This window comes from Kluyvera cryocrescens NBRC 102467, from assembly GCF_001571285.1.
GTDB classification, from domain to species: Bacteria; Pseudomonadota; Gammaproteobacteria; order Enterobacterales; family Enterobacteriaceae; genus Kluyvera; species Kluyvera cryocrescens.
Genome location: NZ_BCTM01000059.1, coordinates 1 through 14029, shown reverse-complemented (window position 1 = coordinate 14029; position 14029 = coordinate 1). Strand labels below are relative to the sequence as shown.

18 protein-coding genes, 1 pseudogene and 1 other annotated feature are annotated in these 14029 nt (G+C 50.0%); of the genes and pseudogenes, 2 read left to right on the top strand and 17 right to left on the bottom strand.

All coding sequences use genetic code 11. From position 1 onward, the window contains the following. The 14 genes and pseudogenes from KCR01S_RS25520 to KCR01S_RS22910 form a co-directional block, all read right to left on the bottom strand. Window positions 1–234: pseudogene (locus KCR01S_RS25520) on the bottom strand (EAL domain-containing protein); the annotation flags it as partial. Window positions 235–513: 279 nt separating this feature from the next. Continuing rightward, window positions 514–978 (bottom strand): NlpC/P60 family protein, encoded by a 465-nt coding sequence (locus KCR01S_RS22965; RefSeq protein WP_061285201.1) that lies wholly within the window; start codon window positions 976–978, stop codon window positions 514–516. Window positions 979–1074: 96 nt separating this feature from the next. Next, window positions 1075–1836: a vitamin B12 ABC transporter ATP-binding protein BtuD gene (gene btuD, locus KCR01S_RS22960; protein ID WP_156478806.1), complete on the bottom strand. Its 762-nt coding sequence runs from the start codon at window positions 1834–1836 to the stop codon at window positions 1075–1077. Next, a complete protein-coding gene (locus KCR01S_RS22955) occupies window positions 1833–2387 on the bottom strand; it encodes a glutathione peroxidase (RefSeq protein ID WP_061285200.1) in 555 nt (184 codons plus the stop codon). The genes btuD and KCR01S_RS22955 overlap by 4 nt, the downstream gene beginning before the upstream one ends. A 28-nt stretch (window positions 2388–2415) precedes the next feature. Then, complete coding sequence (gene btuC, locus KCR01S_RS22950) at window positions 2416–3396, bottom strand: vitamin B12 ABC transporter permease BtuC (protein WP_061285199.1); 981 nt, start codon at window positions 3394–3396, stop codon at window positions 2416–2418. A 100-nt stretch (window positions 3397–3496) separates the two neighbouring features. Beyond that, window positions 3497–3796, bottom strand: coding sequence for an integration host factor subunit alpha (ihfA, locus tag KCR01S_RS22945; protein ID WP_003030571.1), 300 nt, complete (start codon window positions 3794–3796; stop codon window positions 3497–3499). A 4-nt stretch (window positions 3797–3800) separates the two neighbouring features. After that, complete coding sequence (gene pheT / locus KCR01S_RS22940; protein WP_061285198.1) at window positions 3801–6188, bottom strand: phenylalanine--tRNA ligase subunit beta; 2388 nt, start codon at window positions 6186–6188, stop codon at window positions 3801–3803. A gap of 15 nt (window positions 6189–6203) precedes the next feature. Next, window positions 6204–7187, bottom strand: coding sequence for a phenylalanine--tRNA ligase subunit alpha (pheS, locus tag KCR01S_RS22935; RefSeq protein ID WP_061285197.1), 984 nt, complete (start codon window positions 7185–7187; stop codon window positions 6204–6206). Between the two features lie 124 nt (window positions 7188–7311). Further along, window positions 7312–7436, bottom strand: a sequence feature (Phe leader region). Continuing rightward, entirely contained in the window at window positions 7387–7431 is a 45-nt protein-coding gene (gene pheM / locus KCR01S_RS25245; RefSeq protein ID WP_001386830.1) for a pheST operon leader peptide PheM, read from the bottom strand. It overlaps the preceding feature by 45 nt. A 118-nt stretch (window positions 7437–7554) precedes the next feature. Continuing rightward, window positions 7555–7911, bottom strand: a complete 357-nt coding sequence (rplT, locus tag KCR01S_RS22930) for a 50S ribosomal protein L20 (RefSeq protein ID WP_052284424.1) — start codon at window positions 7909–7911, stop codon at window positions 7555–7557. A gap of 53 nt (window positions 7912–7964) precedes the next feature. Further along, window positions 7965–8162, bottom strand: a complete 198-nt coding sequence (rpmI, locus tag KCR01S_RS22925; RefSeq protein WP_003030583.1) for a 50S ribosomal protein L35 — start codon at window positions 8160–8162, stop codon at window positions 7965–7967. Between the two features lie 96 nt (window positions 8163–8258). Then, window positions 8259–8801 carry a translation initiation factor IF-3 gene (gene infC / locus KCR01S_RS22920; RefSeq protein WP_071828920.1) on the bottom strand — a complete coding sequence of 181 codons (543 nt, stop codon included), beginning with the start codon at window positions 8799–8801 and terminating at the stop codon, window positions 8259–8261. A gap of 3 nt (window positions 8802–8804) precedes the next feature. Further along, window positions 8805–10733 carry a threonine--tRNA ligase gene (gene thrS / locus KCR01S_RS22915; protein ID WP_061285196.1) on the bottom strand — a complete coding sequence of 643 codons (1929 nt, stop codon included), beginning with the start codon at window positions 10731–10733 and terminating at the stop codon, window positions 8805–8807. A 382-nt stretch (window positions 10734–11115) separates the two neighbouring features. Continuing rightward, window positions 11116–11508: a nuclear transport factor 2 family protein gene (locus KCR01S_RS22910; RefSeq protein WP_061285195.1), complete on the bottom strand. Its 393-nt coding sequence runs from the start codon at window positions 11506–11508 to the stop codon at window positions 11116–11118. A 91-nt stretch (window positions 11509–11599) separates the two neighbouring features. On the opposite strand from KCR01S_RS22910, the gene KCR01S_RS22905 reads away from it, so the two are divergent. Further along, a complete protein-coding gene (locus KCR01S_RS22905) occupies window positions 11600–12331 on the top strand; it encodes a helix-turn-helix transcriptional regulator (RefSeq protein ID WP_061285194.1) in 732 nt (243 codons plus the stop codon). 74 nt (window positions 12332–12405) lie between these two features. On the opposite strand, the gene KCR01S_RS22900 is transcribed toward KCR01S_RS22905, so the two are convergent. Together KCR01S_RS22900 and ymcF are read right to left on the bottom strand one after the other, a co-directional pair. Next, window positions 12406–12633: a hypothetical protein gene (locus KCR01S_RS22900; RefSeq protein WP_061285193.1), complete on the bottom strand. Its 228-nt coding sequence runs from the start codon at window positions 12631–12633 to the stop codon at window positions 12406–12408. Window positions 12634–12668: 35 nt separating this feature from the next. Continuing rightward, window positions 12669–12845, bottom strand: coding sequence for a cold shock small protein YmcF (gene ymcF / locus KCR01S_RS25920; protein WP_420883591.1), 177 nt, complete (start codon window positions 12843–12845; stop codon window positions 12669–12671). Between the two features lie 147 nt (window positions 12846–12992). Here ymcF and KCR01S_RS25515 point away from each other — a divergent pair, with 147 nt between their 5' ends. Further along, window positions 12993–13163 carry a YnfU family zinc-binding protein gene (locus KCR01S_RS25515; RefSeq protein WP_313843938.1) on the top strand — a complete coding sequence of 57 codons (171 nt, stop codon included), beginning with the start codon at window positions 12993–12995 and terminating at the stop codon, window positions 13161–13163. 310 nt (window positions 13164–13473) lie between these two features. Here the strand turns inward: KCR01S_RS25515 and KCR01S_RS22895 are convergent, their stop codons facing one another. Further along, a complete protein-coding gene (locus KCR01S_RS22895) occupies window positions 13474–13692 on the bottom strand; it encodes a cold shock domain-containing protein (protein WP_061285192.1) in 219 nt (72 codons plus the stop codon). Between the last annotated feature and the right edge of the window lie 337 nt (window positions 13693–14029).

Here is a 14029-nt window from a genome sequence, read left to right as displayed (position 1 = left end):
GTGCTGAATAAAGAACAGCTGGCAGGTGGTCAAGAGCGCCAGTTTTTCCTGGAATAAAGCGATTTCTTCTTGCGCAGTCAGTCGTGGTAAAACGAGGCTAGTCGGAATACGAACGTGGTTATTTACGCCGCTAAACTGGCTAACCACTTTCAGGCCAACCAGCTGTCCCCCACTATTCCTGGCGGGGAGAAAAAACAACTGAGAACAATACGTATTATCCAGCGATACAATCATTGCGACTGCCCTTCACTAAAAGTCATGTCCGGGTTCCTGACGTCACAAAGCGAAAACCTACGGTAATGGATGCTGTGATTATTCCTTTCATCGGTTCCTTTTTATTTCATTGGTCCGTCACTGGATCGTAATGATTGTAATCGAAACTAATGGATTAACACAATCAACCTTAAGTTCCATGATCTCACCTAACAAAATGAGAATATCGTGGGCTATTTATTTAAATTAAATCGACGACATAAAAAAAGGAGGCGCTTGATGGCCTCCTTTTCTTTTTGATTAAATTCTTCTGGCTTGCCAGAAGTTCTTTCGCCAGTAGACGTTGTCGAGGGAGGAGCGCGTCACGCCCTGACTGGTCGAGGCATGGATAAACTGATTGTCGGTATCGTAGATGCCAACGTGCAAGCCACTTTCGCCAGCGCCGGTTTTGAAAAAGACCAAATCGCCCGGCAGAAGGTCACCTTTATCGATTTCGGTGCCTATTTTTGCTTGCTGACGGGTTTCTCGTGGAAGACTCATTTCAAATTGATCGCGGAAGGTCATCAACACAAAGGCCGAGCAATCAATGCCGCGACGGTTCATACCTCCGTAGCGATAAGGCGTGCCATGCCAGTTCTGAAGCTGTTCGTTCAAACCCGCAATCACCGTAATGGAGTCCGCGAGCCGTGGATTTGGCGGCGGCGGACGGTGGCTGCTACAGCCGGCTAAAATGAATGCCACGAGAAAAAGAGCCCAGAAACGCATATCCAGCGCATCCTCTATTTTTATGATCAGCCAATAAATTATATCGATAAGCAATCGACTGGCAAGCAATGACCACGGCTCAAGGCTGAGTATGGATTATTTTTCACCGACATCATCATAAACGAGCCATTGATGACCGGCTATTTCCAACTTCTGAAACGTCATATTATAAGCCGTGGCTAAATTTTCCGGCTGCAATACCGCATCCGTTTTGCCGCTAGCGATCAATCGCCCAGCGCATAATAGCCACACCTGGTTTGCATGACGTAAAGTGTAGTTAAGGTCGTGACTGCTCATGATAATCGTGACGCCGGCCGCACACAGTTCGGCCAATAGCTTATCCAAAGCCGCCTGCTGAGCCACATCCAAACTGTTCATCGGCTCATCAAGCAGCAGCAGTTGCCCATCAGCATTATCCCACGGTGAGACCTGCAGTATGACTGCGGCAAGCCTAACGCGCTGCCATTCACCGCCGGAGAGTTGGCTAACGTTGCGCCCGAGCTTATTGCTAAGCCCCAGTGCCTCGGTAACATGGACAGCAAACGGTGAATGTTGAGTATTGTGCTGATGCAGCATCAGGAACTGCCAGACGGGCATGGCGAACGGAGGCGTCTGGTGCTGGGAAAGATAGGCACGATGCCGCGCCAGCGCCGAAGAGGTCCATGTATCCAACGGTTGTCCGTTGAGTCTAACCATCCCTTTCCCGCGGCTCAAGCCCGCCATTCTCGCCAGCAGCGTGCTTTTCCCCGCGCCATTCGGCCCCACCAGATGAATCATCTCGCCGCGCGCCACATCCACGCTAACGTCCCGTAACCGGGCGTTCTCGCCGACGTCCTGAAGCTGCATCAAAGGCATCATGACTGGGCGAGAGCCTGCTTGATAGCGGTAACCAGAGTGGGATCATCCGGGGTCATATCCGGAGAGAAACGGTTGATCACGGCACCTTCTCGGCTAATCAAGAACTTCTCGAAATTCCACAGGATATCGCCAGGCTCCGCAGGCGCACGCCCTTTACTGGCCATCCGCTCATAGAAACCACTGCCTTCCGGGGCGATAGCCGTCGGCGCGGTACGCGTCAGTAGGCGATACAACGGGTGACGCCCTTCGCCATTGACGTCAATTTTGCTAAACAGTGGGAAGGTTACGCCATAGGTCGTGCTACAGAAAGTTTTGATCTCTTCTTCACTGCCCGGCTCCTGTCCGAGGAATTGGTTGCAAGGGAAACCGAGAACGGTAAAACCTTCGCTCTGCAGCGAGGTCTGCAAGGCTTCCAGCTGTTCATACTGTGGCGTCAGGCCGCATTTGGAGGCGACGTTCACAATCAGCAGTACTTTGCCTTTATAGCCTTCCAGGGTGATGTTCTCACCGTCAATCGTGGTGACCGGGGTGTTTAAAATCGTGGTTTGCATAGCATCCTCTTTTCAGGTTAAGTCGGGTCTATCGCCCGGACTTTAATAGTAACCAGATAAATACCGGCGCGCCTAGCGTCGCCGTCACAACGCCTATCGGCAGTTCCGCAGCAGACAGCGCCAGCCGCGCGACGATATCAGCAAACAGCAGCGTGCTGGCGCCCGCCAGCGCACAGGCTGGCAACAGCACGCGATGGTCCGTTAGGCCACAAAGCCGCAGCATATGCGGCACCACCAGCCCGATAAAACCAATCGCGCCGGCCAACGCCACGCTCACACCCACCAGCCAGCCGGTCGCCATGACCAACAGCTTACGCCATAGGGCAATCGGGACGCCAAGCTGGCGCGCAGATGTTTCCCCCAACGCCAGCAGATTGAGTGGTTTTGATTGCTGGCAAGTCCAGACCATTACCGGTAATAGCGCGACCATCAGCCATAGCTGTTGCCAGTCAACGCCGCCAAAACCGCCCATCATCCAGTACATCAGTTGGCGGAGATCGAACGACGTTGAAAAGTAGACCGCCCAGGTCATCAGTGCGCTACAGATGATCCCTAATGCAACGCCGGCCAGCAGCAAACGACTGGTGGAGAGGTGCCGACGAGCAAAACGCATCAAAATCGCCGTGATAAACAGTGCGCCGCAGATTGCCGCTAGCCCCGGAGCCCAGCCGGGCAAGACGCCATGGCCCAGCATAATAACCGCAATCAGCCCCACTCCCGCGCCATTCGACACGCCCAGTAGACCGGGTTCAGCAAGCGGGTTTTCAAATAATGCCTGCATCACGGCACCGCATAGCGCCAGCGACGCGCCAACCAGCATCACGGCGAGCGTGCGCGGCAGGCGTATTTGCCAGATAAAGAGCTGCCCTTTAGCGCTCAACCACTCACCGGGCGCGATCCATTGATCGCCAGCGCAAAGGCCGATGCCCAGCATTAACAGGAGCACCAGCGTCAGTGCGACTAGCCAACGGCGGTTTCGCCGCTGCTGTTGATGTACGTAGAGCTGCATAAATACCCGTAAGCACGTAAAGAAGCTTTTGATTTTACGGTGGATACGCCACCTAAGAAAAGAAAAAGGCCGCGAATGCGGCCTTTTTAGTTAGTTCAGATTACTCTTCTTTGGGTGTTGCGTTTTCGACCCGGCTTTTTAACTTCTGTCCTGGTCTGAAGGTCACCACACGCCGGGCTGTAATGGGAATATCTTCACCCGTTTTCGGGTTACGTCCCGGGCGTTGATTTTTATCACGCAAATCAAAGTTACCAAAACCGGATAGCTTGACCTGCTCGCCGTTCTCCAGAGCGCGACGGATCTCCTCAAAAAACAGCTCTACCAGTTCTTTGGCATCCCGCTTGCTAAGCCCAAGCTTATCAAACAGATATTCTGACATTTCAGCTTTTGTAAGCGCCATAGGTTCAATCCCTCAATGATGCCTGGAATCGCTCTTTTAATGCCTCTACACATTTGGCGACGGTAGCGGCAATCTCCTCTTCTTCGAGTGTACGGCTGGTATCTTGTAAAATCAGGCTGATAGCAAGGCTCTTGTAGCCTTCCGCAACACCCTTACCACGGTACACGTCAAATAAGTTTACGCCAACTATCTGATTTACGCCAACTTTCTTACATTCGTTTAAAATATCTGCAGCGGGCACATTTTCCGCGACCACTACGGCGATATCACGACGGTTCGCCGGGAAGCGAGAAACGTCCTGAGCCTGAGGAACCACGCGGTCTGCAAGCTTGTTCCACTCCAGTTCGAACGCCAGCGTACGGCCATTCAGATCCAGTTTACGCTCAAGCTCTGGGTGAATAACACCAATAAAACCAATGTGTTCACCTTTCAGATAAATCGCCGCAGACTGCCCCGGATGCAGAGCCGGATTGGCTTCCGCTTTAAATTCAATTTCAGACAATTTACCGGTCAGGTCGAGAACGGATTCCAGATCGCCCTTCATATCATAGAAATCAACGGTCTCTTTTGCCAGGTTCCAATGCTCTTCGTAGCGGTTACCGCAGATGATCCCTCCCAGCATCACATCCTGACGGATGCCCAGCGGTGCTTGGGTATCCGGTACGAAACGCAGACCGGTTTCAAAAATACGCACGCGGTTTTGCTGACGATTCTGGTTGTACACAGCGGTAGACAGCAGGCCAGTCAGCAGAGACAAGCGCATCGCGGACATTTCGCTGGAGATTGGGCTTGGCAGAATCAGCGCTTCTTCACCCGGGTGAACCCACTGCTGTACTTTCGGGTCAACGAAGCTATAGGTGATCACTTCCTGATAGCCTTTGTCGTTCAGCATGGTTTTCACGCGCTTAAGCGACAGATTGGCCTCTTTGTGGCTCCCCATCACAAGGCCTGCCTGTACCGGCTGATTCGGGATGCTGTTATAGCCATAAATACGCGCGACTTCTTCCACCAGGTCTTCTTCGATTTCCATATCGAAACGCCAGGTCGGTGCAACGGCCAGCCATTGGTCCTGGCCCACGGTGACTTCACAACCCAAACGCGTCAGAATATCAGTGACCAGATCGTCAGCAATGTGATGACCAATCAGACGATCAAGCTTGCTACGGCGCAGCGTAATCGTGGCGCGCTTCGGCAGGCTTGCTTCATTGGTAACATCAATAATTGGGCCCGCTTCACCACCGCACAGCTCAAGCAGCAGACGGGTTGCACGTTCCATCGCCTTGTACTGCAAAGCCGGATCGACGCCGCGTTCATAGCGGTGAGAAGCATCAGTGTGCAGACCATGACGACGCGCGCGGCCCGTAATAGACAGTGGGCTAAAGAAAGCGGACTCCAACAGAACGTTTTGGGTTTCATCGTTCACACCAGAATGTTCACCGCCAAAGATACCGGCCATGGCCAGCGCTTTGTTGTGGTCTGCAATCACCAGCGTATCTGCGTTCAGTTTTGCTTCAGTGCCGTCCAGCAGAACCAGCGTTTCACCCTCTTTGGCCATGCGAACTTTGATCCCACCTTCGATACGATCTTTATCGAATGCATGCATCGGTTGGCCCAGTTCCAGCAGCACGTAGTTGGTGATATCGACAACGGCATCAATAGAGCGGATGCCGCAACGACGCAGTTTCTCTTTCATCCACAGCGGCGTTGGTGCTTTGACATTGATGCCTTTAACGACGCGGCCCAGATAGCGTGGGCAAGCATCTGCGGCTTCAACATCGATAGGCAGCACATCAGAAATAGTTGCCGCAACTGGCGCAATTTCTGGCGCATTCAGCGGCAGCTTGTTCAACACGGCAACATCACGCGCCACACCGATGATACCTAAGCAGTCAGCGCGGTTCGGCGTCACGCTAATCTCGATGGTATTGTCATCAAGCTTCAGGTATTCGCGAATATCGGTACCCAGCGGCGCATCGGCCGGCAGCTCAATAATGCCATCATGATCGTCAGAAATACCCAGCTCGGAGAATGAGCACAGCATCCCTTCGGACGGCTCACCGCGCAGTTTTGCCGCTTTAATTTTGAAATCACCCGGCAGTACGGCACCGATAGTGGCCACCGCAACCTTCAGGCCCTGACGGCAGTTTGGCGCACCGCATACGATGTCCAGCAGACGTTCGCCGCCGACGTTGACTTTGGTGACGCGCAGTTTGTCAGCATTAGGATGCTGACCGCACTCGACCACTTCACCAACTACAACCCCATTGAAACGACCGGAAACCGCTTCAACGCCATCAACTTCCAGACCTGCCATGGTGATTTGCCCTGACAGCGCTTCGCTATCAATGGCTGGATTTACCCATTCGCGTAACCACAGTTCACTGAATTTCATTGTTTTGTCCTGCCCTTATTTAAACTGTTTGAGGAAACGCAGATCGTTTTCGAAGAACGCACGTAAATCGGTGACGCCGTAACGCAGCATGGTCAGACGCTCCATCCCCATACCGAACGCGAAGCCGGAGTAGACTTCCGGATCAATGCCCACGTTACGCAGAACGTTCGGGTGCACCATGCCACAACCCAGAACTTCCAGCCATTTGCCGTTTTTACCCATCACATCCACTTCAGCGGACGGTTCAGTGAACGGGAAGTAGGACGGACGGAAACGAATCTGCAGGTCTTCCTCAAAGAAGTTGCGCAGGAAATCGTGCAGCGTGCCTTTCAGGTTGGTGAAGTTGATATTTTTATCAACAATCAGACCTTCCATCTGATGGAACATCGGGGTATGCGTCTGGTCGTAGTCGTTACGGTAAACGCGGCCCGGCGCGATAATACGGATTGGTGGCTCCTGGCCTTTCATGGTACGGATCTGTACGCCAGAGGTCTGGGTGCGCAGCAGACGCGTTGCGTCGAACCAGAAAGTGTCGTGGTCAGCACGTGCCGGGTGGTGCGCAGGAATATTCAGGGCATCGAAGTTATGGTAGTCGTCTTCAATTTCCGGGCCCGTCGCAACGGTAAAACCGAGCTCACCGAAGAAACTTTCAATACGATCGATGGTACGCGTAACCGGGTGCAAGCCCCCGTTTTCAATACGACGCCCAGGCAGAGAGATGTCGATAGTTTCTGCGGCAAGGCGGGCATTCAGCGCAGCGCTTTCGAGGCTGGCTTTACGCGCGTTAAGCGCCTGCTGTACCTGCTCTTTCGCTTCGTTAATCACCGCACCCGCAGCTGGACGCTCTTCCGGCGGCAGCTCGCGCAGGGTGGTCATTTGAAGGGTCAGATGCCCTTTCTTGCCCAGATATTCGACGCGGACATTGTCTAACGCGGCAACATCTGAAGCCTGGTTAATGGCGGCTGTTGCACTGGCAACCAGCTCTGCGAGATGTGACATGGTTTTCCTCGTTATGTGGCGATATTCACTAGTCGCTCGTAAATACGCAAAATCATTCAAGTTGTATCAAGGCGGCAAAAGCGCAAATGCAGCCAACACTGAGACAACTTGAAGGATGACGCGTATAAAAAAAGCCTCCACCAGGGAGGCTTTTAGGCGCTGTTTTCCGTTTCTTCTTTCACGCGCAAGCCTCCTGGATTCAGGTGCTAAAGTAAAAAAAGAAGCGGAAAATAGCAGCATTCATGCTTGCGTTACCTTGTGTGGTAAGAGTCGTAGAACCTTTATTGAAAGGGCTACGGGAATAAATGTCAATGCATTGATACAGTTAAAATGAAAAGAGGGAGACTAGCTCCCTCTTCCAACCGGCTTACGCCAGTGCTGCTTTCGCTTTTTCAACTAACGCGGTGAACGCGATTTTGTCGAATACGGCGATGTCAGCCAGGATCTTACGGTCGATTTCAACAGAGGCTTTTTTCAGGCCGTTGATGAATTTGCTGTAAGAAATACCGTTCTGACGTGCTGCTGCGTTGATACGCGCAATCCACAGTTGACGGAACTGACGCTTTTTCTGACGACGGTCACGATAAGCGTACTGACCTGCTTTGATAACAGCCTGGAAGGCAACGCGGTATACGCGAGAACGCGCACCGTAGTAGCCTTTAGCTTGTTTCAAAATTTTCTTGTGACGTGCACGGGCAACTACACCACGTTTTACGCGAGCCATATGTGCTCTCCTGTATCTATATTCTTAGTGAAAAAAAGTTAAACGTTAACGGCTTATGCGTACGGCAGGCACGCGATAACCAGACCCAGATCGCCTTTAGAAACAAGGCCTTTTGGACGCAGGTGACGTTTACGTTTAGTAGATTTTTTGGTCAGAATATGACGCAGGTTTGCGTGCTTACGCTTAAATCCACCACCACCGGTTTTTTTGAAGCGCTTAGCAGCACCGCGTACGGTCTTAATTTTTGGCATTGTAATAACTTCCACTTCGCATTGTTAATAAACGAAACGTAGGCGAACAGTATCTGTGAAGCCCAAAGGCTCCACAGACATTGCTACTTGAAGGCCTTACTGTTTCTTCTTAGGAGCGAGCACCATGATCATCTGGCGGCCTTCGATCTTCGTTGGGAAGGATTCGACTACTGCCAGTTCACTCAGATCGTCACGGACGCGCGTAAGCACTTCCATACCAATCTGTTGGTGAGCCATCTCACGACCGCGGAAACGCAGCGTGATCTTGGCCTTATCGCCATCTTCGAGAAAGCGTACCAGGCTGCGGAGTTTTACCTGGTAGTCGCCATCATCGGTCCCAGGACGGAATTTGATTTCCTTAACCTGGATAACTTTTTGCTTTTTCTTCTGTTCCTTAGAAGACTTACTTTTTTCATAAAGGAACTTGCCGTAGTCCATGATACGACAAACTGGCGGTTCGGCGTTAGGGCTGATTTCAACTAAATCTACTCCAGCTTCTTCAGCTTTTTCGATAGCTTCTCTCAGACTCACAATACCCAAAGCTTCGCCTTCCAGACCTGTTAAGCGAACTTCCAGGGCGCGAATCTCGCCATTGATACGATTCGGACGTGCCGTTTGAACTCGTTTTCCGCCTTTAATACCTTATTCCTCCAGTTGTTTTAGACTGCGGCTGCGAATCTCTTGTTGCAGCTTCTCGATAACTTCATTTACGTCCAGGCTGCCCAAGTCTTTGCCACGACGGGTGCGCACGGCAACTTTGCCGGCTTCGACCTCTTTGTCGCCACAGACCAACATGTAAGGGACACGACGTAAAGTGTGCTCGCGGATTTTAAAGCCAATCTTCTCATTTCTCAAGTCTGCTTTTACACGAATGCCCGCATTTTGCAGTTTACGAGTCAATTCGTTGACATATTCAGACTGAGAATCAGTGATATTCATCACGACAACCTGCACTGGTGCAATCCAGGTTGGGAAGAAACCGGCAAATTCTTCGGTCAGGATGCCAATGAAGCGCTCCAGAGAACCAAGAATTGCGCGGTGAATCATCACTGGGACCTGACGTTCGTTGTTTTCGCCAATGTAAGAGGCGCTCAGACGAGACGGCAGAGAGAAGTCCAGCTGTACAGTACCGCACTGCCATGCACGATCGAGGCAGTCATAAAGGGTAAATTCAATTTTCGGACCGTAGAAAGCACCTTCACCCAGTTGATATTCAAACGGGATGTTGTTTTCTTCCAGCGCAACGGCCAGATCGGCCTCTGCACGGTCCCAGGTTTCATCGCTACCGATACGTTTTTCCGGACGCGTTGAAAGTTTGACCACGATTTTTTCAAAACCGAAAGTGCTGTACATATCATAGACTAAACGAATGCACGCGTTCACTTCATCACGCACCTGCTCTTCAGTACAGAAGATATGGGCGTCATCCTGAGTAAATCCACGTACACGCATTAAGCCATGCAGTGCACCTGACGGTTCGTTACGGTGGCAGCTACCAAACTCGGCCATACGCAACGGCAGATCGCGGTAGGATTTCAGACCCTGGTTGAAGATCTGGACGTGCCCTGGGCAGTTCATTGGCTTGATGCAGTACTCACGGTTCTCGGAAGAAGTGGTGAACATTGCATCTTTGTAGTTGTCCCAGTGCCCGGTTTTTTCCCACAGCACACGGTCCATCATGAACGGACCTTTCACTTCCTGATACTGGTATTCTTTGAGCTTGGAGCGCACAAAAGTTTCCAGTTCACGGAAGATAGTCCAGCCGTCGTTATGCCAGAACACCATACCCGGTGCCTCTTCCTGCATATGGTACAGGTCAAGCTGCTTACCGATTTTACGGTGGTCACGTTTCGCTGCTTCTTCAAGACGCAGCAGGTAAGCATTGAGGGCTTTTTTATCCGTCCACGCTGTACCGTAGATGCGCTGCAACATCTTATTGTTGCTGTCGCCACGCCAGTAGGCGCCTGCGGTTTTCATCAGCTTAAAGTAGTGACAAAAACGCATATTCGGCACGTGCGGACCACGGCACATGTCGACATATTCTTCGTGATGGTACAAGCCAGGCTTGTCATCATGCGAAATGTTTTCATCAAGAATAGAAACCTTGTAGGTTTCACCGCGAGACACGAAAGTATCGCGGGCTTCATGCCAGCTCACTTTCTTCTTGATGACATCATAGTTTTTCTCGGCGAGCTCATGCATACGTTTTTCGAGCGCGTCGATGTCTTCCTGGGTCAGCGTATGGTCAAGATCAACGTCATAATAGAAACCGTTGTCAATAACCGGGCCGATCGCCATTTTGGTGTTTGGCCACAGCTGTTTGATGGCATGGCCAAGCAGGTGTGCACACGAGTGACGAATGATCTCCAGGCCAGCTTCATCTTTTGCGGTGATGAGAGACAGCGTGGAATCATTTTCAATCAGGTCGGAAGCATCTACCAGCTCACCGTTCACGCGCCCAGCAATGGTGGCTTTTGCCAGACCAGGGCCGATGTCGAGAGCAACATCCATTGGGCTAACGGAGTGATCGTAATGGCGTTGACTGCCATCAGGAAGAGTAATTACAGGCATTTAATGTCCTTATTTGCAGTGGTGCCCCACACGAAAGAGCACATACAAAATTAAATTATTTAGAAATACCAAACGGTTCAGTGCGTTTCTGAGCTTCACTCTGCTAAGTGTGTACATAGGATTAACAAAATCGCTAAAGTACTCGTACTAACTGTTTGATACCGAGCCATTAGTTTACACGTCGAGGACTGGTCAGAAAAGCGTGAATTCAGTGTGAAGGGTCGCACTCTGTCTTATCGGTTATAAATGCTGCGATTAAAAATGGCATCCCCTCCTCCACCGATGGCATCGCCACAGGCCTCGTTAGCCGGTATCAGACGATCTTCAGCCTATATGACGAGATGACACGCCTAATGAAAATAACGCCCGTTAAAGAGAGAAATTAACGTCGACTCCCGAGATCGCTATCGCCCGCCGCCCCACTGACCATTCGCGTTAGCTCTTCACAGCGGATGATTTTTCCTGCCGCCAGCGTAAAACGCGCAAACACCTCAAACTCACACGTCTCATGCTGATTTTTCTCAACATTAACCGCATGATGAGTGAACACGGTGTCATTTTCCGCCACGGCAGACTTTATCGATAAGCGCATCAGCCTTGTATGTCGTTTTACGGTTTCCATATGCTCCACAAAGCTGCGGTAGTCGAGCTGTTGACCATCAACCCACTGCTGATACTCTGTGGCAAAAAAGGCCTCGATTCTGCTTTCATCATGCTTAGGGTCAGCGATAAGTGCCTGTAATGCTTCAATGACCGTTCGTTTGTTATTTGTCATTCCGCTCTCCTTTATCGGTATACCCAAAGCCTACATTAAGGCGCGCCTAGTATATTATCGACATCAGGACAACATATACGGTTAATCAGCCATGCAGATAGACATCCACCCGCTTGAGCATACCGGCTCCCACGCAACGCCTTGGCATCGACATGAATCTGGCCAATTATTCTGGCTAAGCCACGGCCTTATTGTTATTGAAACCGAACTGTCACAGTGGGCGGTCACGCCAGGGTCTGTGGGATGGTTTCCTGCCAATTTATACCATCGGGCGAAATCCATGGGGACGGTAAAAGGCAAATGCCTTTATCTTGCCCCTGCTTTCGGCGGGGATCCTTCATCCCGTTCTGGAATTTATCGGGCTGACACCTTTGTCTTCGAACTGCTCGGTCGGATATGCCACAGCGCGAATACATCATTTTCTGATGATTATAAAGATGCACTGTTGCACGTTTTAGCTTACGAAATGGCTCAAATGACCGAGCTACCGCTTCAGTTAACGTTGCCAGAAGATCGACGAGCACGAAATGTGGCTAACGAACTTCTCAACAATCCGGGGTGCATGTTAAATCAGGCGCAGCTGGCCCATAAATGGGGGATGAGCGTCAGAAATCTGAGTCGTCTCTTTAACCAGGAAACGGGGCTGAGCTTTAGCCAATGGCGGCAGCAAGCCAAAATACTCTCGTCGCTGCAGTGGGTATTGGCCGGCCTTCCCGTTGCGGAAATTGCAGCGCTTAGCGGCTACAGTAACGTCAGCGCGTATATCGAGATTTTCCGGCAACGTTTTGGAAAGACGCCGGGGCAGTTTAAAGGGCATGAATAAAGGCCAGTGTCTAATCAGTACATGCTGCCATCAATGGCATTTGTGGAAGATGCGGGTAACCAAGCGCAAACGGGTTACAGGTATTTTTTAGCCGCATCGAGGATTTCCTGGCGAGCCAGATCCCTATCGGTAGCCACATACACCACCTCGTGATCTCCGGTTAAGGAGGGAAACCCTGCAGACATGATTTGCAGACAAATCTCCTCTCCGCTGGGGTACGCTTGTCGTACCGTGGTCGTTTCTTTAACCACGGTGATAACTTTGCAAGGCTCGGCATTAAAAAACACAATGACCTTTTTCATTTATTGCCATCCCCTCATTGCAAATACATACGTTTTCAAGAAGTAAGCTCGGGAGATTTATTCCTGATAACGGCGGTTTCATTAAAGACCATACTTGTTTTGCAAAAAATACATTTTGCACCAAATGGGTTTCGCTCTGAGACATCAAAGACTGATGTTCGATACTGGGAGCCATGGCAACATGGGCACCGAAAATGAATATTTAAATTGATATAATATACCTTATTGATAACTGTCACTTGGTGGTGCTATCTCTAACATTGCATTTTTTAATATTTTCAATTGATGCGAATCTTTAAGAATAAACACAAGCAACTGTCTGATTAAACGTGTATGGTGGCAGTCCCATAAATCAGGAAATGCCTATGTCCGGACGTAAAAACACAAAATCCCCTCGTAATCACTTAGTCAAGTGTGCATGCCCGAACTGTTCAAAGGATTCTGAACATAGCTTTAGTCGAGTTCAGAAAGGTTCCCAACTTGTCTGCCCGTACTGCAGTACTTTATTTAAATCAGCGCAACGTTTCTAAAAACGCACGACCTTGCCAAATGATGATGGTAGAAAATGTTCAGCCACTCATTTGGCAATAAAGTTTAACACGCACAGGTCAATGCATTAGTAATGCGCAGCTCAGCTGACGAAAAAATCATTAATTAACAACGCGTTAAAATAGAACCCAACCAAGGCACCACCGCTCCCCCCGCTTAAAAGCCGCTCTTCACATTCATTCTCGTGAAAAGATGCTGCTCTACGGTGAGATAAATCTATTTTGATCTATTGATTGTTAGGCCTATCTACTCAGGATTCATCCGTCATCGTTGTCGTAGGCCTAAAAATAATTATCTATCGCACAAAATAACATGGGTAGCCGCGGGGCCTTTTTCACTAGTATGAATAGCAAATTCAACCTTCTGCCCTTCAAAAAGCGTATCTAAATTATCGCTATGAAGCGCTGGAAGACGAACCAATACATCTTTACTACCATCAAGCGGAGAGATAAAACCAAAACCTTTATCTTCGTTAAACCACTTAACCAGGCCTTGAATTCTTGAAGACATACGGACTCCTGTTGAGCAATGTCGACTTTAAGTTTTATAAAAACGTATCGTATTGAACGTATAGGCTCAAGGGAGGGGGTATCAGCGATAGCGCCTGAAATGAGGACTGCTCAGTAGTTTTTTTTACGCTCGTTTATATATCGAACTAACAGCATTCATTAATGCACGACTGGTTCTGATATGCAAATTTTATTTTGGCCATCCAGAAGCCCTCACTAAATTTTTCAATATATAAATAGCTTTTTTATTTTTTCACGCGTATATTCGTTGCGTGTTTTTAACAAGGAATTTACTTGACTCATAAAATGACAGGCATTGTCAAAAGCTTTGACGTTAC